This is a genomic window from Streptomyces sp. NPDC059743 (assembly GCF_042732975.1).
In the GTDB taxonomy this organism is placed as follows: domain Bacteria; phylum Actinomycetota; class Actinomycetes; order Streptomycetales; family Streptomycetaceae; genus Streptomyces.
Genome location: NZ_JBHWGS010000025.1, coordinates 1 through 21,212, shown reverse-complemented (window position 1 = coordinate 21,212; position 21,212 = coordinate 1). Strand labels below are relative to the sequence as shown.

Sequence of the window (21,212 nt, the reverse complement as noted above, 5' to 3'; positions counted from 1 at the left end):
CGTGGTCGGATCCGCGAACCTCGACCTCGTCGCCCATACCCCTCGTCGCCCTGACCCGGGCGAGACCGTCCTGGGCACCGACTATTTGCAGCACCCGGGCGGGAAGGGCCTCAATCAGGCGGCCGCGGCGGCAACCGTAACCACGACGGCGTTCGTCGGCCGTCGCGGATCCGACGGCGCCGGCCGGGCGCTGGAGACCGAGCTCATACGGCGAGGGGTCGACACCTCCCATTTCCTTGCCCTCAAAGGACCCAGCGGTCACGCCCTCATCACGGTGACGCCCGATGGTGAGAACAGCATCACCGTGCTCCCTGAGGCCAACCGCCTGTTGCTGCCCGCCGACGTCACGCGTGCACTCGACCTCCTTGCCCCCCAACTCGTTCTCACCCAGCTGGAGATCCCGCAGGTGACCACCGAGGCCACGGCACGGTGGTCAGTCACTCATGGCGCACGGCTGATGCTCAACGCCAGCCCCAGCGCCACCCTGCCCGAACACGTCCTTGCCGCCGCGGATCCCCTCATCGTCAACCTCACCGAAGCACACCACCTGACCTTCGCCGAAACACCGGAGGATTCCGCGAACCTCCTTGCGGAGCGATGCGTTTCCGTCATCATCACACTCGGTTCCGACGGTTCTCTCGTCGTAGAGAAAGGGCGGACCACTCACCTTCCCGCATCGAGGCTGACACCGGTCGACACCACAGGAGCCGGTGATGTGTTCGCCGGTGTCACGGCGGCTCACCTCGCCCACGGGTCCAGCCTCGTCGAAGCAGCACAACAGGCAACCCTTGCAGCAGCCCAGGCCATCCGGACACCGCGGTCCAGCCGATAGGGGCACCTCGTGGACCGTAGAGACCACGTACTACGCTTCTGCCCGAGAAGTTCCCGTAACCTGAACTTCGCCTTCCTCCACGATGGCCCCGGATTCTGCTGGATGTGTCGAGTGCAGGCCGAGCCTGTACATGGTTGGGAGGGCAGCGACCGTCATTCCGGTGCAGTCGATGCGGTGGCACAGCGGACACAATCCCTACGGCAAGCTCGGCGGGAGTGGCAGGATGCCCATACTTGCCGTTTTCTCGGCCGCATCGGCAGGGGCGGGGGTCAGGACTCGGGTGAGCCAGTCGTTGCGTGTTCGGCGCGCTCCGGTGGAGACCGCGGCCTGCGGGTACAGTGCGTCGAATCCGTGGAAGCCTCCCGCCCAGATGTGCAGTTCTGCCTGGCCGCCGGCTGCCCAGATCCTGGTGGCGTAGTCGATGTCCTCGTCGCGGAAGACCTCGGCCGTGCCTGCGTCGATGTAGGTGGTCGGCAGGTTTGAGAGGTCGTCGGCCACCGCGGGTGAGACATAGCCGGGCACCTGCTCGTTCTCGATGTCGCCGAGTACGGAGCGCCAGCCGAACTCGTTCATCTCGCGGGTCCAGACGCCGGGTGTGCCGGAGTACTGCCGGCTGGAGGTGGTGGTGTTGCGGTGGTCGAGCATGGGGCCGATCAGGACCTGGGCGGCGATCGCCGGGGCGCCGTGGTCGCGGGCCAGGAGGGTGACCCCGGCGGTGAGGCCGCCGCCGGCGCTGGCGCCCGCGACGATGATACGAGCGGGGTCGATGCCCAGTTCGGTGGCGTGTTCGGCGATCCAGAGCAGTCCCTGGTAGCAGTCGTCGACCAGGGTTGTGCCGGTGGCCTCCGGCGCCAGCCGGTAGTCCACGGAGATGACGACCGCGCCGAACAGGTCCAGCCACTCCAGCGGGATGTCGATCTGCGAGAAGCGGTCCCCCATGACCATCCCGCCGCCGTGCATCCAGTAGACGCACGGTGCCCCGGTGGAGCTGTCGGTTCCGGCGGGGCTGAAGACCGACAGCGGAATCTGTGCGCCGTCCGCGGCGGATACGGTGACGTCACGCCGCTCGACTGCGCGACCTACGAGAAGAGGTTCGACCGGCATCGATGAGAAGGGGCGGATCTGTGCGAGCGCTTCGGAGTCGAGCTCGGAACGCAGGGGCATGCCGGCGAGCAGCGCGCGCAGCTCGGGGTCCAGTTCGGGTCGTGCCGGGGTCACGGTGGACACCTTTCGTCGGGTTGTGCCGGGTGATCGGGGAGGAAGCGGCCGGATCGCGAGGATTGAGGAATGACCGGCCGACCGGTCCGGGGTCTCAGAAGGCGGCCTTGCCGCGGACCGGTACGTAGTCGGTGTACGCGGACTCCTTGGCAAGCAGTCCGCCGATCTGCGCCACGATGGCCTGGGCGGCCTCGCCGGCGAAGATCCGGTGGTGGTCCTCCTCGCTGGTCCAGCCTTCGGTGACGTGGACGACGTCGGGGTCCGACGCGGAACGGGAGACGAGGTAGACGACGCAGTGTTCGCTCGCGCCGGGGCTGCCCTCGTTCAGGCCGGTCAGCAGCAGGTCGACCAGTTGATCACCCATTCCGGGCTTGGCGGTCAGGGTGGCGTTGAATCCGTAGTTGGTGGTCATGACTACCTTCTTCTGCGGGCGGCGGAGTGTGGATGTGCGGTCCTGGAGCGAGAGCCCAGTGGCTTGCTCCTGGATTCCAGTGATTCCATTCAACCGGCGTGACCTGCGGAAACGGTAGAACGATGCTCGCGGGCGCTTGCACGATCCTCTCTGGTTCGAGAGCAGGTGCCCGGCTGTGTGCTGCAATTGAGGCATGCATCTCGACGAGCTCCGTACCTTGCTGACCCGGCATGCGCGGCCCGACTGGACCACCGCCATCGACGGCGTACTCATCTCGAAGGTCGAGCGGTCCGATCCGCCGGCGCCGTCGATGTCCGGCACGGTGCTGGCGGTGATCGCGCAGGGCGCCAAACGCCTCGCGTTGGGCGACCGGGTGTTCGAGTACCGCGCCGGGCAGTACCTCATCGCCTCGGTCGATCTGCCCGTCACCGGCCAGTTCATTGAGGCCAGTCCGGAGTACCCGGCCATGGGGGTCGGGCTCACGCTGGAACCGTCCGCCGTCGCCGAACTGCTGCTCCAGGCCGGGCCGGGAGAAGCCCCCCGCTCCGGCGGGAGCGCGGTGCCGGGCATCGCTGTCAGCGACGCTCCCGACGCACTGCTCGACGCCGTGGTCCGGTTGCTGCGCCTGCTCGATGAGCCCCGTGACCGGACGGTGCTCGCGCCGCTCGTCAAGCGCGAGATCCTGTGGCGGCTGATCACCGGTGAGCAGGGCGGCATCGTGCGCCAGCTGGGCCTTGCCGACAGCAGCCTCAGCCATGTCGCGCGGGCGGTGCGGTGGATCCGCGAGCACTACGCGCAGCCGTTCAAGGTCGAGGAGGTGGCGCAGCTGTCCGGCATGAGCGTTTCCGCCTTCTACCGCAACTTCCAGGCGGTGACCGCGATGAGCCCCATCCAGTTTCAGAAGCAGATCCGGCTCCAGCAGGCCCGGCTGCTGCTGGCCACCCATCCCAACGACGTCACCGGGGTCGGTCACCGCGTCGGCTACGACAGCTCGTCGCAGTTCAGCCGGGAATACCGCCGCCAGTTCGGCGCACCACCCAGCCAGGACGCCACCACCCTGCGCCATACCGTGCTCACCGCCACGGGCGTCCTTCCCTGACGTAACGGGACATCAGCCGGGCATGCCCTCGGGTGGAAGAGAACTGTGCAAGGGGACGCGGGTATTGTCCTACCGCTTTCCCTGGTGAGCCTAATTGAATAGGCTTTTCGATTCCCGTGGGGCGGGCAAAGGGCTCCCCTTTGTTCCTCTTTGCTGCCCACCGCGAGTTTGCCGGGGCCGAAGTGGCCGGCGCGCCTGATCATTTGAACGCGCTTTTACCGGTGGCACGTCGGACTATCTACCTGACCCGGAGCAGGATTGTGCAAGACTCCGCCAGTTCTGTGCAACGCATCCCTGTGCTGGGCTGGTTGAATATCCACTGTCCCTGTGGATCTGTTGCGGGGTAAATGCTGTGGACGTGCCTGGCGGCGTCCGTGCCGTATGCGCGCGGATCCCCCGCACGCGGAGAAAGGAAATGATGACGGACGACACCCACAGCGGGATATCGCTCCACGTCAACGGTCTGACGCACCGACTGGCCGTCGACAACCGCAGGACACTGCTCGACGCGTTACGGGAACAGATCGGCCATACAGGGCCGAAAAAGGGCTGCGATCAGGGGCAGTGCGGTGCCTGCACCGTTCTGCTCGACGGCCGGCGTGTGGTGTCCTGTCTGACGCTGGCGGTCGCCGCCGACGGGGCTGAGGTCACCACGGTCGAAGGTCTCGCCGTGGATGGTGAACTACAGCCGCTTCAGCAGGCTTTCGTACGGCTCGACGGTTTCCAGTGCGGATACTGCACTCCCGGGCAGCTCTGCTCGGCTGTCGGGATGCTGGCCGAGCACGCGGCGGGCTGGCCCAGTGCGGCCACCGCCGATGTCTCACCCGACGGCCCGGCGTCCGAACTGGACACGGTGGAGGTGCGCGAGCGGATGAGCGGCAACCTGTGCCGCTGCGGCGCGTATCCGTCGATCGTGCGCGCCGTGCTCGAAACGGCGTCCCGCAAGGAGGCGACGAGGTGAAGGAGTTCGCCTATGACCGGCCCGCGCAGGTCCGGGAGGCTCTCACCCTGGTCGCCGGGAACGCCGGTGCCCGGTACCTGGGCGGTGGCACGAATCTCGTCGATCTGATGAAGAGCGAGATCGAGACGCCGTCCCGGCTGGTGGATGTGCGTCATCTGCCGCTTGACGGCATCCATGAGGCGCCCGACGGCGGGCTCGTCATCGGTGCGACGACGACCAACAGTGATGTCGCGGCTCACCCTGAGGTACGCCGCCGGTATCCGGCCTTGAGTCAGGCAATTCTGGCGGGTGCGTCGGGGCAACTGCGCAACATGGCCACGGCGGGCGGCAATCTGCTGCAGCGGACCCGTTGTGCCTACTTCGCCGATCCCTCGGAGCCGTGCAACAAGCGGGTTCCCGGCAGCGGGTGTGCCGCGATCACCGGGGAGCATCACAACCACGCGATCCTCGGCTGGTCCGACCACTGTGTGGCGACCCATCCTTCGGACATGGCAGTGGCTCTGGCCGCGTTCGACGCGGTCGTGCACTACGAGACGCTCGACGGGGTCCATGAGATTCCGCTGTCGGAGTTCTACCCGCCCGTCGGTGACACGCCGCAGCAGGAGACGGTACTGCCGCCGGGCGCCTTGATCACCGCGGTGACCCTGCCGGCCTCCGCGGTGTCCCCGCGGTCGCGCTACCGCAAGGTCCGCGAGCGCGCGTCCTACGCCTTCGCCAACGTGTCCGTCGCGGCGGCTCTGGACGTCCACGAGGGAACGGTCCGCGGTGCGCGGATCGCCTTGGGAGGTCTGGCGTCGCGGCCCTGGCGCGCTCGGGTCGCCGAGTCCGTCCTGCGGGACGGACCGGGCACCGCCGACATGTTCCGGGCCGCCGCCGATGCGGAGCTGTCCGCCGCGCGACCGTTGAACGACAACGGATACAAGGTGACATTGGCGCGCAATCTGATCGAGGCAGTCCTGACCGAGCTCGCCGAGCGGACCGAGTGACGACCGGCCGGCTGCCGTCGCCCTGCTGACGCTACGAACGTGAAGCCGAGCACTTTCTCGGCTTCACCAGCATCGCCCGCACCTTCATCTGCCACCACAGGCTCACCAAATGAGATGACTTTTCAAGGAGATCCAACGCGTGAACGCGTTCTCTGCCGGCGCGTCTGCGGACGCGAAGAAACCAACTGGGCATTTCACCGTCGCTCCGTCCACTGCCCCGGCGATTCCGCTCATGTCCGTCGTGGGAACCGCACAGCCCCGGGTCGAGGGCGCGGCCAAGGTCACCGGCGGCGTCCGCTACGCCGCCGACGAGCCGATGCGGGACCTCGCCTTCGGCTGTGTCGTCACCTCCACGGTGACCCGGGGACACATCCGTGACATCGATGTCTCCGCCGCGGAGGGCATGCCCGGTGTGCTGGGTGTGATCGACCACCGCAACGCGCCCCGGCTCAACCTGGAGGCAGGATCGTTCTTCGGTCCCGACGGCGGCATGCACCTGCTCCAGAACAATGAGGTCCCCCACTCCGGCCGGCCGATCGCGCTGGTGATGGCGGAGACGATGGAGCAGGCCCGGTCGGCGGCCGTAGCGCTGCGGGTGACGTACGACGAGGAACCGCATGACGTGGACTTCTCACTCGAGCACCCGGCCGCCCGGCCTGCGACACCGTTCTTCGGCGAGGACGCGAACGTCGGTGACGTGGACGCGGAGCTGGCGGTGAGCGCGGTGGTCGTGGACGAGCGGTACCGGACGCCCGAGGAACACGGCGCCGCCATGGAGCCGCACTCCGCGACCGCCTGGTGGGAAGACGAGCGTCTCCAGGTCATCGACTCCAACCAGGGGCCCTTCCTGGTCGCCATGACGGTGGCCACTCTGTTCTCCCTGGACCCGAAACAGGTGCGCGTCCGCGCTCCGCACGTCGGCGGCGGCTTCGGGTCCAAATCGGGGGGCTGTGGTCCCCAGCTGGTCCTGGCGGTGATGGCCACGACGATGCTCGGCCGTCCCGTACGTGTCACCCTGACCCGGAGCCAGGTGTTCCAGACGGTCTCGGCACGGCCGGCGACCGACCAGCGGGTCCGGATCGGGGCGGATGCCGACGGTCGTCTGCGGGCGATCCACCACGTGTCGGCCTTCGAGGTCTCGCCGCTCGCGGACTACCTGGAGAACTGCACCGAGCTGTCCAACACGCTCTATGCGGCACCGGCGATCCGTACCCGGCGCACCGCGGTCCCGGTCGACATCCTGCCGCCGTACTCGCTGCGTGGGCCCGGTGCGACGCCGGGTTCGTTCGCGCTCGAATCCGCCATGGACGAGGTGGCGGAGCGGCTGTGCATGGACCCTCTCGAACTCCGGCTGCGCAACGAGCCCGCCGTCGGCCCCGTATCCGGTCTTCCGTTCAGCCGCCGCAACCTCGTCCCGTGTCTGCGGGAGGGCGCTCGCCGGTTCGGCTGGGCCACACGTGACCACCGCCCACGGATGCGGACGGAGGGACATCTGCTTGTCGGCACCGGAATGGCGGCCACGTCCTTCGGCGCGGGGGCACTGCCCTCCTCGGCGTCGATCACCGCCGAGACCGACGGGACGTTCACCGTGGCCATCGGCGCCTGCGACATCGGTACCGGCGCACGGACCGCGCTGACCGCGGTGGCCGCTGACGCGCTGCGCGTCGATACCGCGCGGATACGCGTTCTGATCGCGGACAGCGACCTCGGTCCGGCGTGGAGCGCGGGCGGATCCAGAGGGACGACGTCCTGGGCGTGGGCGATCACCGAGGCCGCGGCGAAGCTGCGTTCCCAAATGGACGACGCCACGCTGCCGCTGACCGTTTCGGCCGACACCACCGAGTCGCTCGGCGAGCTGCCCCTCATGGAACGGCACTCCTACAGTGCCGTGTTCTGCGAAGTGACCGTCGATCCCGCGACCGGCGAGGTGCGCGTGCGGCGGCTGCTGGGGATGTTCGCCGTGGGCCGCGTGATCAATCCGCTCCTCGCACGCAGCCAGCTCGTGGGAGGAATGGTCATGGGGCTGTCGATGGCCCTGCACGAAGAAGGCGTCCGTGATCCGGCCACGGGTCGGCACATCAACGCGGACCTCGCCGGATACCACATCGCCGCACACGCCGACGTCCCCGACATCGAAGCCGACTTCGTACCCGACTACGAACCTGGCGACCCGTCAGGCATCAAAGGCGTGGGAGAGATCGGCACCGTCGGCACCGCGGCCGCGATCGCGAACGCCGTCTGGCACGCCACGGGAGTCCGCCAGCGGACTCTCCCGGTCCGTCTCGACCGCGTACTGGAAGAGCAGCCTCTGCGATGACTCATCCGCGTCCAAGGTCCGCGCCGAGCCGAAGGACCGCCGGATCGGTTTCGCTGTCGGGCCTGCCAGGACAGGAGGCATAGATGCTGCGTACAGGAGGCATGGATGCTGCGTGAAGTCTGGCCGTACATCGACGCCCACCGGCGTGCGGGCCGGCCGGTCGTGCTGGCCCGCCTGGTGGACCGCGACGGGCCCGCGTCACGACCACTCGGCGCCACGATGGCAGTCGCCGGGGACGGTACATGGCGAGGCTCGCTGTCGGGCGGCTGCGTCGAGGGCATCATCCTCGACGCGGCCCGCGACGTTCTGGCGGGAGCCGCACCGCATGTGACCACCGTGGCACCCGGAGAGCACCTGCTGCCGTGGGAGGACGCGCCGGCCTGTGCCGGAGAACTGCGGGTCCAGATCGCTGCCGCGCCGCCCGAGCCGGTTCACTCCGCGATCACCACGGCACTGGCCGAGGACCGTCCACTCGCGGTACGGGTCGCTCTTCAGCCCCCGTACACCTGGTCGGTGGCCGCGAGCACGGATCAACTGCCCGACAGCGGACCCGCCTTCGTGGAAGAGCTGACGAGACGGCCGCGGCTGCTGCTGGTCGGTGCCACGGATCTCGCAGCGATCCTGGCCACCCTGGCAGGCCCGTTGCACCGCAGGACCGTTGTCCTCGACCCCCGGCCAGGCCACATCGCAGCCGGCGCCTTCCCCGACACCGTCACGACCATCCGCGCCTGGCCCGACGACTGGATCACCCGCCACCCGCTCCACGCCGACGACGCGGTCGTCACGCTCAGCCACGACCCGCGCATCGACGACCGCGCCATCCGTGCCGCCCTGGCCGGCCCGGCCGGATACATCGCCGCCCTGGGCAGCCGGGCCACCCACGCACAACGCCTGCGACGCCTGGCCGACATCCCGGGACTGGACCGCCTCAACGGCCCGGCAGGCCTCGACCTCGGCGGAACCTCCCTCGCCGAGAGCGCCCTGTCCATCCTCGCCGAGCTCGTCGCGGTGAACAACGGACGCAACGGACGCCGACTGCGCGACGGCCACCTGCCCATCCGCGCCACAACGGCCACGGCGCACGCACAAAGCGCGTGACACGATCAAGGTGTACACCGCGCTCGCCATCACCACCAGTGACACCGGCGCGGCCTGCACCTCCATCGGCGCCGCGAGGCCGTCGACGGGGAAGAGGCGTTCGCCGACGGAATCGCTCATCTCTTCGGCAAGGCCGGATGCCCTCGCTGCGCCAGTGTGTTCAACATCGCGGACGAATACATGTCCGCCGACCTTCCCGTCCTGCGGTAAGCCACGGTGGATCGGACGTGATCGGCCATGGACCGGGAGCGGAGCCACGGCTGGTCGCGGTGACAGTGCCATGGAAGACGCAGGGGTTGCCACGGCCCGAAAGTTTTTGAGGGCGTTGGTTGTTCGCTTGCGGCCCGGTTCAGCATATGTGCGTGGCGTGTTCGTCACCGTTGCCAGGCTCCGGATCGTCGCGTAGAAGAAAGAGGACAAGCCCGACGCTGTGCGGGTCGGCGGTTCCGGGCCCTGCTGATTCCGACATCGACGGCTGCGATGTGCGCGCGGCGGGCACGGCAGCCGAGAGGAGCGCAATATGTCTGCTTTATTCGATTCTCGGTGTCCTGTGCTGGATCCCACCGCCCGTGCGGCCCACGCCGACGCGGCTGTCCTGCGCGCCATGGGCCCGGCAACCGCGGTCGAACTCCCGGGGGGTGTCCGCGCCTGGTCGGTCACGCGCCACAGCGTCATCCAAAAACTGACCAACGACCCCCGCGTCTCCCGCGATCCTCGTCGGCACTGGCCCGGCCTCGCCGACGTACCCGAGGGCTGGCCCCTTGCGGTCTCCGCCCTCATGCAGAACTTCCTGAACACCTACGGCGAGGAGCACCGCAGGTTACGCCGCAGAATGGCCCCGTCGTTCTCACCGCGACGGGTGGAGGCAATGCGTCCGCAGATCCAGGCGACTGCGGACCGTCTGGTCGAAGCGCTCCACTCCCTGCCACCCGGCCGGAGTGCCGACATCCGGCGCACACTGTCCCTGCCCCTGACCATGACGGTCATCTGCGACCTGTTCGGTGTCCCCGACGCCCTCCGGGAAAACCTCGGCGCCTCCATCGACGCGCTGATGGACACCACGGCAAGCCCCGAGCAGGGACAAGCCCGCCTGGCCGAACTTTACACACGGCTCGCCGAGTTGCTGGAGCACAAGAGGGCGCATCCCGGTTCCGACTTCACCAGCGACCTGGTCACCCCGTCCGCAGACGGTGAGGCGCCACTGACCGACAAGGAACTGCTCGACCATCTCTTCCTCATGCTCGCCGCAGGATACGAGACAGCCGTCAACCTCATCACCAGCGCCGTCCACGCCCTGCTCTCGCGGCCCGAACACCTTGTCCATCTCCACCAGGGCACAGTCAGCTGGGATGACGTGATCGAAGAGACGCTGCGCCACAACGGCCCGATCATGCACCACCCGATGCGCTACGCCATCGAAGACATCGACCTCGGCGAAGGCGTCGTCATCGGCAGGGGCGAACCGGTCATCATCGCCTTCGCGGCCGCCGGACGTGACCCCGAGATCCACCCGGACAGGCCAGACACGTTCGATCCCACCCGAAGCGGAAAAGAACACCTTGCCTTCGGACACGGCCCCCACTTCTGCCTCGGCGCCCACCTCGCCCGGGCAGAGACCCACGTCGCTCTGACCACCCTGTTCGCCCGCCTGCCACACCTCACTCTCGCCCACCCCGACCAGCGGCCTGCCCCCGTCCCCTCGCTCTCCCTCAACGGCCCCGCCCAGCTCCACGTCATCCCCCATCCCAGAGCTCCAGCAACCCCCGTGTGACTCCCCACCGAAACGCGAACTCTGCCTGGTCCCGGACAAGGGCGAGGGCGGGGGAACCAGACTCTCGCCGATTTTCCAGGCGCGGCGCCGACTTCCACTGCCGCGCTGGAAGTACCGCGAGCGAGGCGTGTGCCCACGGTGCAGGTATGAGGCGAACCTGAACCCTGACGGGCTGTGCCGGTCGTGCCTCCAGGCGATCAGGACCTGCGGATGTCGCCGCCATCACCGCCGATGTGCGGGCCTCGCTGGAGGCCGACGCGGCCGCCGCCCAGAAGGAGTTCCTGGCGCTGATGGACCTGGTCGAGCTGGACGCGGACCCGGTGGCGACAGCGCCCGCGCCGGCGTTCACCGCGCTCCAGGCAGAGCCGGAGTGCCGACGGTGCGTGCTGGCGATGCTGGTCCGCACGCCCGAGGCCGAGGCGGAGCTGAGCGGGGTCGATCCCGCGCGTCAGGCCCTGGTAGCGGCCCGGGAGGCGGCGAAGAAGAATACGGCGGCCGCAAGGAGAAGTCGCGGCGCCGGAACTCGCGGCGTGACGGCCGCGACCCGCTCGGCGTAGGGACCGTGACCGAGCGCCTGGGCCGTCCCGGCCGCCGGTGGCGACGTCCTCATGCACGCCGGACACGGGTACTCGGGACCAGCCGCGCAGGTGCCGGGGCAAGCCGAGTCAGTTGTCTCCGCCGCTGCCCAGTTCGTCGTCGGCGAGCAGGTACAGGCCGTCGTCGAACACGGTCAGCACCACCACGACCATCACCGCGTGCGCGATCACGTACTCGATCAGGACCCCAGGCGCGACCTGCGCTTTCCGGTTGTCCTCATGAGTGCCGATGGGTGCGGTGGCCTTGTGGTACGGGTTCCTCGCGAGGACAGCGAGGCCACGGTCGATGAGCGCCCGGCGCTCAGGGGACAGCTCCGCCAGCGACTGAGCGCACTCGACCGTGTATGTGACCCTGAAACCGTCCATGCCCTCACCCTAGCCAACCCGCTCCAGTCTCGGACTCTTGTCTGCCGTGGAGGATGGCCGGCGTCTCAGAACAATGAGGAATCATCAGCGCTGCCGCGATCGGCTGCGGGACCTTCGTCGATCTCATAATCGGCCGCCGGCAGGCCCGCGATCAGGCGCAGGTGGAGTGCGGATGGTTGCAGGACATCCCGACACCTGCCCGGAGCGGGGCGTCGACCTGATGATCGGGGTTCTGATCGGCGGCCGAGATCCTCAGGTATCCCACAAGGTCACCGGTCCGTACGGCCGGAACGGAGCTCCCCGGCATCATTGCAGCGATCCGCGCCACCATGGACGCCGACCAAGCCGCGGAGTTCGACCGCGAGATTGAACATCAATCGTCGAGTCCGACGGGCTCGGCAAACTCAGCATGGAAGGCATCACCACCCGGGCCGGCGTCAGCAAGGTCACCGTCTACCGCTGGTGGTCCCACCCCGGCGAGGTACTCGTCGACGGCCTCCTGAACGTCGTCGAGCCATCACTGACCGGGCAGGACACAAGCGACTTCGTCCACGACTGGGGACGCCGGTTCAACGCCGTCGTGCGCTTCCTCAACGGCCCGCACGGTCATGGGGGCCGCCCAGGCCGGCGAAGGCGTATGCGAGGTCTACCTGACCCGCTTTCACCAGCCCCGACGCGTCGACATCGAGGCCCACGTCGACCAAGCCATCAGCAACGGGCAACTCGCCCCGCACACCGACGCCGACACCTTGATCGATCTCGTCTGCGGAGCCCTGTACTACCGGCTCCTCATCGGCCACCTGCCACTCACCCAGTGCCGGACACAGCAGATCCTGGCCACGGCTCTACGGGGCGCGGTCTCGCGCCGCTGACAGTCCGAGACCCACCCGGCACGCGAGCAGGCGACGAGCGACATGACCGCACCGCACATGACCTTCGGCATCGACGCTGTCGATGACCTGGCGCTGAGCTCCGCACTCGTCGGATGCGGCGGAGGCGGCACGTCACGCTACGCGGCCGCACAGCTGCGTCCGCTGTGATAATTCGAGGCCGGGATCCGGGGTTCCAGCCAGATGCACGAGCTTTGCGAAAGTGAGAGGCTGGAAAGTGATGAGCGGGATGAGGTCCCGCCTGCCACGGCGCCCAGGGTGGGGCCGGAATTCCTCGCACGATGGCACGGTGGTGTGGCGACAGATACAACCGACGTGGAGGAATTCTCATGGCAAAGGTTCGCTCCGACCGGTGAGGCCGGTGTCGCAAGACTGTGAAGGCTCATTTCAGGGCTCAGAGAGCGCACCGAGCTGTCGTCTCGCAGGGCTTCCGGTCGATCCGCGATGTTGTCCGCCACGCGATGCAGGACGGGATTGAGAAACCGATGAACGCCAAAGATGTGACCTACCTGCCGGACGAAACGGCTCTGCTCATCATTGATCCGTACAACGATTTTCTTTCCGAGGGTGGAAAACTGTGGCCGCAGGCCAAGGAAGTAGCTGAGGGCGTCGACCTCATCGCACACATGCGGACCGTGCTGGCCGCGGCCCGCGACCAGGGCCTTCAGGTTTTTATCGTGCCTCATCACCAGACGGTCCCGAGCGACTACCTCACGTGGGACCATCTGTCTCCGACGCAGAAACGCATCATCAAGGCGCAGACCTTCGCCAAGGGCAGCTGGGGAGCAGAGTGGCACCCGGACTTCCGGCCGCGCGAACGCGAGCTGGTCATGAACCAGCACTGGTCCTCGAGCGGCTTCGCGAATACAGATCTGGACCTCATGCTTAAGCAGCACGGCATCCGTAAAGTCGTGCTCATCGGCATGAAGGCGAACACTTGCGTGGACACGACCGCGCGCTTCGGCCAGGAACTCGGATATCACGTGACCCTCATCCGAGACGCCATCGGCGCCTTCAAGTGGGAGGAGATGTCTGCCACGTTCGACATCAACGCTCCACAGTACGCCCACGCGATCCTTACCACCGACGAGTTCGTCGGCATTGTGCAGCCGCAGCCTCATGCAGCGGCCTCATGACCTGACGCGATCCCGGGTGCGGACCGACGAGGCGTGGCGGAGTTCCGCCGCGGACAATGGTCACCGCCGTTGTCGTGCCGAGCGGCGAAGCCGGCGTCGACGGTGCAGATATGCGCCTTCGCCTTTACGTCAACGCTGACGGAGTCCGGCTCGCGACGGCGGGGCCGGGATGTCGAAGTCCCGCCCCTATCGGCGACACGCGGTCTTTTGGATGGTCGGCCGCCGTATCCGTCCTCTTCGATGGAGCGATCACGGTGACGAAAACCCCTCAATCCGGCGACAGGTCGGGAGATCGACCCCGAGTTCGCACTCGGAGGTACGGCGGAGGCCGACCGGGCCGCATGTCTGGCCAACGACGCGTTCGACAGCTACAACCACACCACGCTGGCCGAACGAGCGGCCTCGGATTGCCGACCGGCTCGACGCCGTCGCCGACGACTTGGCCGAGCGGACCGCCCTGAAGAACGGCCTGGGGCAACTCGTGAACGGTGTTACGCAGGCCAGCCGATGAGCCCCCGCGTGCGGCAGCGGCGGGCGGCAACGGCCAGGCGCCCGCCGGCGCGGCGCGTACCGGGAGGTCGGGCAAGCGGCCGCAGCGCGCAGACGACCGGCTGATTGGTCTCCTCGTTGCTGCAGCCATGGCCATCACCAACTGGCTGCTGGCCCACTGGCGGGTCCAGATCGTCCTCGGCACGCTCGCGGTGTCGGCTGGCGGCGGCTTACTCTGCCAGAAGCAGCAGAGAGCGCAGTGGGAAGCGGTACGCGCAGACGGCCTGCGATACCGGCTGACCCAGTTGGACGCCCTGCACCATTCTCGGTTCGCGGATGGGGTGCGGGACTTGATGCACCGTGACGGCTGTCGGAACGCGCTCCGCGTCGGCGGTGGCGGAGACCCGGGTGCGGGCTGATGCGCTCACCGGCGCGCGGGGATCCGGAACCAGGCCGGTCGGGTCAGCGCCCGTGTCGCCAAACCCCATGAAACGCGGGCTGTTCATCTTCACGCAGCAGAGCAGTTTCGCCGGTCGTGTCAGGCGAGGCACGCCTCGGCAACCGCGGTGTCCTCGGCTACCTGACCGCCGGAGGCGCCGACGGCGCCGATGACGCGGCCGCCGCTGACAATGGGCAGGCCGCCGCCGAAGGTCACCAGGCCGCCGTTGGTGACCTCGATGTTGTACAGATCGCCGCCGGGCTGTGACAGCTTGCCGATCGCCGCTGACGGCATCTTGAAGAAGGCGGCCGTCCTCGCCTTACGGATCGCGATGTCGATGGAGCCCAGCCAGGCGTCCTCCATCCTGGAGAAGTGCAGCAGATGACCGCCGGCATCCACCACGGCGATGTTCATGGGCACGCCCATCTCGGTTGCCTTGGCGATGCCCGCGGCCGTGCGGTCCATCGCCTCCTGCAGCGTCAGATCAGTCACTGTCTCAGGTCCTTTCCGGTGTTTGCGGTGCCCCGCCGGTCCGCTCGGGGCCGCGGCGGGCGAGTTGATTGGCTGTGGGTGCTCAGCACAGGCTGTACGGGTACTGAAGCAGTGGTTCCATGTCTCGGTCGGCACATTCCGGGGGAGCAGCGATGGACATCGTGCTTTGCCGCACACCACCATCTCTGCGATCGTTCGCAGGCAGTACCCCTCTTCTTCGGCTTGAACGGCTGTCACGTTGACGGCTGTGGCTTGAGCACAACCTCGTCCTGACGGGCGAGGCGTGGGTGTTGGGACGTGTCCTGACCGTGGCCGGACTCATCCACGGCCCTTGGCACCCGGTATCACCTGCACAAGCGGCCCGCGCGCCGGGCGACGCCGGAAGCGGCGCTGCAGGAGGCGGGATCGCCGGTGGACCTGGCGGACTCCGGTGACGCCGACCGCTGGGACCACGAGCTGCGGGCGTCCCACGGTCGAGGGCTCACTCTGGTGGGACAGAATGGCGAAACCTGATCATCACCGTACCGGGCTCCGGCTCCGCCGCCGATCCCATCGCCTTCTTCGGTCCCGTCGTGTCTCCCTCACCCAAGGGAGAGGACGCCGGCCGACTGTGGGACGGAGTGCTTGCCGTCGCCGGCACGCCGGGTTTTTGATGAGATCAAGCGCACCCGCGCCGACACCGGCGCCGCTGACTTCAGCTGATCTCAGGTGCTCACCGTTCGGCTCGCACGCATGGGTGTGCTCATCTTCGGCTCGTTGAACTCCGGCAGGTTTTTCGGGCGGGTCGACTCCACTGCGGGGCACCGCAACCCGAGCACGGCGCGAAGTTGTTCGATCTGTCGTACCAGGTGTCCGGGCCAAGGCTGATGCCGTCCAGGAGTTCTCCGCGTCGGCTGCCGACGTGGGTGTACCTCTTGCCCGCCTCGCCATTGCCTTCGTGGGCGCCCTGCCCAGCGGTCACCTCGGTGCTGATCTGTCCCCTCCGCCCCGAGCAACTGGCCGACCTGCTGGCCGTGCCGATCTGGAACTCGACAACGCCGTCCTCGACCGCATCGACGACATTGTCCCGCCCGGCATCGGCGTGCACCCCGACGGCTTCTATACCGACCCCGGCCCACTCATCCGGGACAAGCGCCTGCGCCACCGCCGACCCACCGGCCACCTGCGCAGGTGAGGCAGGCCACGATGCGCCATCGGGTGGTTCAGCTGGGTCGAGCCGCCACACGCATGCGAACGAATGGAAGCGCGCCTACCATGACAAAGTGGCTTAATTCGCCAAACGGGTTAAATCGCACAGGAGGCGAATGAGTGATGGCGAAGGTCTTGTTCATAGTGAGCGGAGCCACGTACTGGGTACTGAAGGACGGCACCAGGTACGCGACCGGTTACTGGGCCGAGGAGTTCGCGAGTCCGTACAAGCTGCTCACGGACGCCGGCCACTCGGTGGTGGTCGCCACACCGGGCGGCACCACCCCGAACGTCGACATGATGAGCCTGCGCCCGGCCATGGCGGGCGGTGAAGACGGGGCCCTCCGCCTGGAGGAGATCATCCGGGACGCGGAAGTGATGCGGCGGCCGCTCAAGCTGTCGGACGTGCGCCTTGAGGACTACGACGCGGTCTACCTGCCGGGCGGCCACGGCCCGATGGCGGACCTGGCTTTCGACGCCGACGCGGGCCGACTGCTTACCGCCCAACTGGAATCGGGCAACCCGCTGGCGATCGTGTGCCACGCACCGGCCGCGATGCTGGCCACCAGAATCCACGGCGTCTCGCCCTTCAGGGGCTACAACGTCACCGGCTTCAGCAACGAGGAAGAGGAGGCGGTAGGTCTGGCCTCCCGGGCGACCTGGCTGCTGGAGACGGACCTCAAGGAGAAGGTCGGCGTGAATTACAGCCGCGGCCCGATCTGGGAGCCTTTCATGGTCGAGGACCGCAACCTCGTCACCGGACAGAATCCTCGCTCCGCCGGTGTGCTGGGAGACCGGCTGCTGGACATTGTCAAGTGAGGACGCTCGGCAGCCGCCCGGCGGCCCGGACACCGCGCGCCCCAGCCCGCCCTTGGTGAGTGAGATGAGCGCCTCTGCAACTCGCGCATCGGCATCGTTTACGAGACTGGTGGAGGTGTTCACCACATGCCCCAGCCGTCGCGCGCGAGCATTGCACCGATGGCGCTGCGGGAAACGTCGAAGAAGCCGCGCACGTTCACCCCCACCACCGACGCCAAGTCCTCATCGGTGTACTCGGTGAACGGTTTGGAGACGAAGATCCCCGCACAGTTGACCAGTGTGTCGACACGGCCGAAACGTCTCGTTGTCGCCTCGACCAACCTCGCTGCGGTACCGGGCGCGGTCACATCACCGGCAAGGGCCAGCACCTTACGGTCATCCGACGACGGGATGGAGCGGCCGGTCGCCGTAACGCCGTAGCCGAGCCCTCGACAAGCCTCCACGACGGCCGCTCCGATGCCTCCTGAAGCCCCGGTGACAATGGCGACCTTCTGGCTGGATGTTATGAGGGAATCTTGAGCCACAAGGACTCGTGCAGAGGTGATCCTGCGACGTAGGCAAGACCCGGGGCGAGGAGTAGCCCTAGGTCGCGTCCTGTGGCGAGGCCAGCAAGTTGTGCCAATCGTGGCTGCAACCGCCAGGCATCGCCGTGGCCTATATGGGCGCCGCGGGCGAGGGCATCAACGCCCCGTATGGCGCGCCGGTCGACCTCACCCGCGACATCCACCGGGCACACCGACGCCTACGACGTGGCCGACCGCATCCGCTCCTGGCGCATCTGAGCCAGAACCGTTCACGCCATCCGGACGGGGCGGCCGGCGGCATCACGTTGCTGCCCAGAAGGAGGCCGCTACCGGGACTAACCGCAGTGCACCGGGCTTCAGTCTGGTGGTGAAGCGATTCTGGATGCTGCTCTGACCGGCAGGCTAGAGCGGGCGGTTCTGCTGGTCGATGTACTGACGGACGATCGACAGCGGAGCCCCGCCCGCCGACCCGGCGAAGTACGAGCCGGACCACAGGCGCTGAGCCCGCCAGTAGTGCCGGACCAGTTCCGGGTATTCCTGTCGGAGCCTGCGTGAGCTGACGCCCTTGAGCGAGTTGACCAGCTTGGACAGGGCCACTTTCGGCGGGAAGTTCACCAGTAGATGCACGTGGTTGTTCTCGCCGTTGAACTCCACCAGCTCGCACTCGAAGTCCTTGCACACGGCGCGCATGATCTCTTCCATGCGCGTCAGGTGCGCGTCCTTGAAGACCTCGTGCCAGTACTTCGTCACGAAAACCAAGTGGGCGTGGAGGGCGAAAACGCAGTGCCTGCCAGTACGGATGCTCTGATACTCAGCCATAAACCAACGGTATGGTGCTGATCATGCAGCTCAGGTACAGCTTCCGCCTGTACCCGAACGGTCCCCGGCGTTCCGCGTTGGCAAGGGCGTTCGGGTGCTCACGGGTGGTCTGCAACGATGCGCTGCGCGCTCGTGAGACCGCCCGCGTGGAGGGTGCGCCGTTCCCGAAGACCGGGGAACTGTCGAAGCTGCTGATCACCGACGCGAAGAAGACCGACGGGCGTGGTTGGCTCGGCGAGGTATCGGCCGTGGTGCTGCAGCAGTCCCTGCGGGATCTGGATACCGCGTACCGGAACTTCTTCGACGGGCTCAAGGGCAAGCGACCGCGCATGGGCGCTCCCCGGTTCAAGAGCCGCAAGGACAGCCGGCAGGCCGTCAGGTTCACCGCGAACGCACGGTGGAAGATCACCACGGGCGGGGACCTGTTGTTGCCGAAGATCGGCGATGTGCGGGTCAAGTGGTCCCGCGTCCTTCCCTCCGTGCCGTCCACGGTCACCGTGGTCAAGGACGCTGCCGGTAGGTATTTCGCGAGCTTCGTCGTGGAGACCGGCCCTGACGAGGCCCTGCCCCGGACGGATGCTCAGGTCGGTATCGACCTTGGCCTGTCCCACTTCGCGGTCCTCTCGGACGGCACGAAGACCGACGCCCCGCGCTTCCTGCGCCGCGCCGAGAAGAAACTCAAGAAGGAACAGCGACGCCTGTCCCGTAAGACCAAGGGCAGCAGCAACAGGACGAAGGCCCGCATCAAGGTCGCCCGCGCTCACACACGGGTGGCCGACGCACGGCGCGAGTTTCACCATCAGCTCTCAACGAAGATCATCCGTGAGAACCAAGCGGGTGCGACACGAGGTCGCTCCATTCAAGTGGCCGTATTTCGAATGGGAGAGATATCGGAGATACGGCTCGGGCCAGTGTCCAGGCCCGTTCCCACGCCCACATGCGCCGCTGGTAACGGCGGGGTGTGAAGCTGGGCGTTCACGCTCAAGAGCGGCCCGGCCATCGGGCGGCAACAAGCAAGGGAAAGACTGGACGGGCGAACGCAAGTGAACTCCTGATGATGCCTCGTGATTCTCAGGCTGCGCGGTGGCAATGCAAGCGGCAGTCGTAGGGCCCGACGCTGGAAGGCGGACGGTGGCCCCCGCGGATTGCTTGGCGGGGACCGGACACCACTGGCCCCGGGGTAAAGGGAGCGCCCTCACCAGTCGCATCTTGATGGTGCGGAACGTGGAAACCCCGTTGAGGTCCAGCCGGAGACGGCTGGTAAGCCGACCGTAAGGAAGGCCCAACTCCTCAGCGGGAACAGGATGCCCCAAGAAGCGAACGCCGGCAGGCCGAAAGGCCAGGGGAAAGCAGATCACGGCAGCACTCCTGTTCTGTCCCTGCATAACTCGCCGGATACGGGCTCCATGGCCCGGCTCGAAAGAGAGCTGACGTGGGTCAGGTAGGCCTTTGAAGAGAAACGCAAAGAGACCCGAACCGACGGGCAAGTTAGACGCTGGGGGGGGAACAGATGGGAAAGAGGCAATCCGCCTCGCACTCGGCTGTCCCGGTGAACGGACCGAAGGACGGCTCCTGGGACTGGCACAGCATCGACTGGGCTCAGTGCGAGGAAGACGTACGGCGACTGAGGCGCAGGATCTTCAAGGCATCGCAGGAAGGGGACCTGAAGAAGGTCCGCAATCTGCAGAAGCTCATGTTGCGCAGCCGCAGCAACACGCTGGTCAGCGTGAAGCGGGTCGCACAGCAGAGCGCTGGACGCAAGACGGCCGGTATCGACGGACAGCTCGCTCTAACGCCGAAGGCAAGAGGCGAACTGGCGGCCCAGGTTCACAGGAACGCAGAACCGTGGAAGACCAAGCCCGTCAAGCGTGTGTACATCCCGAAGAGCAATGGGAAGCAACGACCACTCGGTATTCCGGTCCTTCGGGACCGGGCACTCCAGGCCCGTGTGAAGAACGCGCTGGAGCCCGAGTGGGAGGCCCGGTTCGAGGCGAGGTCGTACGGCTTCCGTCCCGGCCGGGGCTGCCATGACGCGATCGAGGCCATCTTCGGCGCCACCGCCCGCAAGGACGCGAAACGCCTGTGGGTACTCGATGCCGACCTGGCAGCGGCGTTCGACCGCATCAGCCACGACCACCTGCTGAAGGCCGTCGGGCAGTTCCCCGCACGGGGGCTGGTCCGCGACTGGCTGAAAGCCGGGGTCATGGATCGCGGCCGATACGCCCCGACCGAGGAAGGCACCCCGCAGGGCGGGGTGATCAGTCCTTTGTTGCTGAATGTCGCTCTTCACGGAATGGAGGTGGCCGCCGGGTGCCGCTATCGCAGCGGGGGACGACAACGTGACCCCATCGCGGCAGAAGGCACTCCGATCCTTGTGCGCTACGCAGACGATTTCGTCGCGCTCTGTCACAGCGAGGAGCAAGCACAGCGGGTCAGGGTCATGCTCGGTGAGTGGTTGTCCCCCCGAGGTCTTCGCTTTAATGAAGAGAAGACCAGAATCGTCCACCTCGCTGAGGGGTTCGATTTCCTGGGGTTCAACGTCAGGCGGTACGGAAGCAAGACACTTGTCAAACCGAGCAAGGAGGCCATCAAGAGGGTCCGGGCCAGGCTGAAAGCGGTAATGATGACCCTGAACGGGTCTAACAATGCCGCAGTCATGCTGAAGCTGACTCCCATCATCAGAGGATGGTCGGCCTACTACCGGACAGTGGTGTCCAGCAAGGTGTTCGCCGCGCTGGACCACTATGTGTTCAAGCTCAC

Annotated in this window: 21 protein-coding genes and 3 pseudogenes; 18 read left to right on the top strand and 6 right to left on the bottom strand. The window is 67.2% G+C overall.

What is annotated here, in order from left to right; genetic code table 11:
- The first annotated feature begins 1 nt into the window (after position 1).
- Positions 2-832 carry a ribokinase gene (locus ACFV6H_RS34040; RefSeq protein WP_385550192.1) on the top strand — a complete coding sequence of 277 codons (831 nt, stop codon included), beginning with the start codon at positions 2-4 and terminating at the stop codon, positions 830-832.
- 195 nt (positions 833-1,027) lie between these two features.
- Here the strand turns inward: ACFV6H_RS34040 and ACFV6H_RS34035 are convergent, their stop codons facing one another.
- Complete coding sequence (locus ACFV6H_RS34035; RefSeq protein ID WP_385550189.1) at positions 1,028-2,050, bottom strand: alpha/beta hydrolase; 1,023 nt, start codon at positions 2,048-2,050, stop codon at positions 1,028-1,030.
- 94 nt (positions 2,051-2,144) lie between these two features.
- On the bottom strand, positions 2,145-2,462 hold the full coding sequence (locus ACFV6H_RS34030) for a putative quinol monooxygenase (RefSeq protein ID WP_385550186.1): 318 nt from the start codon (positions 2,460-2,462) through the stop codon (positions 2,145-2,147).
- Positions 2,463-2,655: 193 nt separating this feature from the next.
- Here ACFV6H_RS34030 and ACFV6H_RS34025 point away from each other — a divergent pair, with 193 nt between their 5' ends.
- The 7 genes from ACFV6H_RS34025 to ACFV6H_RS33995 all read left to right on the top strand — a co-directional run bounded on the left by ACFV6H_RS34025 (position 2,656) and on the right by ACFV6H_RS33995 (position 11,251).
- Positions 2,656-3,561 carry an AraC family transcriptional regulator N-terminal domain-containing protein gene (locus ACFV6H_RS34025; RefSeq protein WP_384985969.1) on the top strand — a complete coding sequence of 302 codons (906 nt, stop codon included), beginning with the start codon at positions 2,656-2,658 and terminating at the stop codon, positions 3,559-3,561.
- A gap of 418 nt (positions 3,562-3,979) precedes the next feature.
- Complete coding sequence (locus ACFV6H_RS34020) at positions 3,980-4,522, top strand: (2Fe-2S)-binding protein (protein ID WP_385550183.1); 543 nt, start codon at positions 3,980-3,982, stop codon at positions 4,520-4,522.
- Positions 4,519-5,508 carry an FAD binding domain-containing protein gene (locus tag ACFV6H_RS34015; RefSeq protein WP_385550181.1) on the top strand — a complete coding sequence of 330 codons (990 nt, stop codon included), beginning with the start codon at positions 4,519-4,521 and terminating at the stop codon, positions 5,506-5,508. The genes ACFV6H_RS34020 and ACFV6H_RS34015 overlap by 4 nt, the downstream gene beginning before the upstream one ends.
- A gap of 232 nt (positions 5,509-5,740) precedes the next feature.
- Entirely contained in the window at positions 5,741-7,825 is a 2,085-nt protein-coding gene (locus ACFV6H_RS34010; protein ID WP_385550413.1) for a xanthine dehydrogenase family protein molybdopterin-binding subunit, read from the top strand.
- 105 nt (positions 7,826-7,930) lie between these two features.
- Positions 7,931-8,923, top strand: a complete 993-nt coding sequence (locus tag ACFV6H_RS34005) for an XdhC family protein (protein ID WP_385550179.1) — start codon at positions 7,931-7,933, stop codon at positions 8,921-8,923.
- Positions 8,924-9,473: 550 nt separating this feature from the next.
- Positions 9,474-10,694, top strand: coding sequence for a cytochrome P450 (locus ACFV6H_RS34000; RefSeq protein ID WP_385550176.1), 1,221 nt, complete (start codon positions 9,474-9,476; stop codon positions 10,692-10,694).
- A 233-nt stretch (positions 10,695-10,927) separates the two neighbouring features.
- Positions 10,928-11,251, top strand: a complete 324-nt coding sequence (locus tag ACFV6H_RS33995; protein ID WP_385550173.1) for a hypothetical protein — start codon at positions 10,928-10,930, stop codon at positions 11,249-11,251.
- A 108-nt stretch (positions 11,252-11,359) separates the two neighbouring features.
- Here ACFV6H_RS33995 and ACFV6H_RS33990 read toward each other — a convergent pair whose 3' ends face one another.
- Positions 11,360-11,656 carry a hypothetical protein gene (locus ACFV6H_RS33990; RefSeq protein WP_385550170.1) on the bottom strand — a complete coding sequence of 99 codons (297 nt, stop codon included), beginning with the start codon at positions 11,654-11,656 and terminating at the stop codon, positions 11,360-11,362.
- A gap of 596 nt (positions 11,657-12,252) precedes the next feature.
- On the opposite strand from ACFV6H_RS33990, the pseudogene ACFV6H_RS33985 reads away from it, so the two are divergent.
- From ACFV6H_RS33985 to ACFV6H_RS33970, 4 genes and pseudogenes are all read left to right on the top strand, one after another.
- Positions 12,253-12,528: pseudogene (locus tag ACFV6H_RS33985) on the top strand (TetR-like C-terminal domain-containing protein); the annotation flags it as partial.
- Between the two features lie 42 nt (positions 12,529-12,570).
- Positions 12,571-12,696 (top strand): hypothetical protein, encoded by a 126-nt coding sequence (locus tag ACFV6H_RS33980; RefSeq protein WP_385550167.1) that lies wholly within the window; start codon positions 12,571-12,573, stop codon positions 12,694-12,696.
- Positions 12,697-13,031: 335 nt separating this feature from the next.
- Positions 13,032-13,682 carry a cysteine hydrolase family protein gene (locus ACFV6H_RS33975; protein WP_385550164.1) on the top strand — a complete coding sequence of 217 codons (651 nt, stop codon included), beginning with the start codon at positions 13,032-13,034 and terminating at the stop codon, positions 13,680-13,682.
- Between the two features lie 638 nt (positions 13,683-14,320).
- Complete coding sequence (locus ACFV6H_RS33970) at positions 14,321-14,590, top strand: hypothetical protein (protein ID WP_385550161.1); 270 nt, start codon at positions 14,321-14,323, stop codon at positions 14,588-14,590.
- Between the two features lie 119 nt (positions 14,591-14,709).
- On the opposite strand, the gene ACFV6H_RS33965 is transcribed toward ACFV6H_RS33970, so the two are convergent.
- The gene (locus tag ACFV6H_RS33965; protein WP_384985955.1) at positions 14,710-15,102 is read right to left on the bottom strand and encodes a heme-binding protein; all 393 of its coding nucleotides are present in this window, start codon (positions 15,100-15,102) and stop codon (positions 14,710-14,712) included.
- A 336-nt stretch (positions 15,103-15,438) separates the two neighbouring features.
- Between ACFV6H_RS33965 and ACFV6H_RS33960 the strand changes: the two are divergent.
- The 4 genes and pseudogenes from ACFV6H_RS33960 to ACFV6H_RS33945 form a co-directional block, all read left to right on the top strand.
- Positions 15,439-15,615: pseudogene (locus ACFV6H_RS33960) on the top strand (disulfide bond formation protein DsbA); the annotation flags it as partial.
- Positions 15,546-15,755, top strand: coding sequence for a hypothetical protein (locus ACFV6H_RS33955; protein WP_385550411.1), 210 nt, complete (start codon positions 15,546-15,548; stop codon positions 15,753-15,755). The pseudogene ACFV6H_RS33960 and the gene ACFV6H_RS33955, both read left to right, overlap by 70 nt.
- A gap of 248 nt (positions 15,756-16,003) precedes the next feature.
- Positions 16,004-16,276 (top strand): hypothetical protein, encoded by a 273-nt coding sequence (locus tag ACFV6H_RS33950; protein ID WP_385550158.1) that lies wholly within the window; start codon positions 16,004-16,006, stop codon positions 16,274-16,276.
- A 137-nt stretch (positions 16,277-16,413) separates the two neighbouring features.
- Entirely contained in the window at positions 16,414-17,109 is a 696-nt protein-coding gene (locus ACFV6H_RS33945) for a type 1 glutamine amidotransferase domain-containing protein (protein ID WP_385550155.1), read from the top strand.
- A 119-nt stretch (positions 17,110-17,228) separates the two neighbouring features.
- On the opposite strand, the gene ACFV6H_RS33940 is transcribed toward ACFV6H_RS33945, so the two are convergent.
- The gene (locus tag ACFV6H_RS33940) at positions 17,229-17,633 is read right to left on the bottom strand and encodes an SDR family NAD(P)-dependent oxidoreductase (RefSeq protein ID WP_385550152.1); all 405 of its coding nucleotides are present in this window, start codon (positions 17,631-17,633) and stop codon (positions 17,229-17,231) included.
- A 402-nt stretch (positions 17,634-18,035) separates the two neighbouring features.
- The gene (gene tnpA / locus ACFV6H_RS33935; RefSeq protein WP_385550149.1) at positions 18,036-18,452 is read right to left on the bottom strand and encodes an IS200/IS605 family transposase; all 417 of its coding nucleotides are present in this window, start codon (positions 18,450-18,452) and stop codon (positions 18,036-18,038) included.
- A 23-nt stretch (positions 18,453-18,475) separates the two neighbouring features.
- Between tnpA and ACFV6H_RS33930 the strand changes: the two are divergent.
- Together ACFV6H_RS33930 and ltrA are read left to right on the top strand one after the other, a co-directional pair.
- A pseudogene (locus tag ACFV6H_RS33930) lies at positions 18,476-19,312 on the top strand (RNA-guided endonuclease InsQ/TnpB family protein); the annotation flags it as partial.
- 650 nt (positions 19,313-19,962) lie between these two features.
- On the top strand, positions 19,963-21,212 hold a 1,250-nt coding region (ltrA, locus tag ACFV6H_RS33925; RefSeq protein ID WP_385550146.1), incomplete at its 3' end, for a group II intron reverse transcriptase/maturase.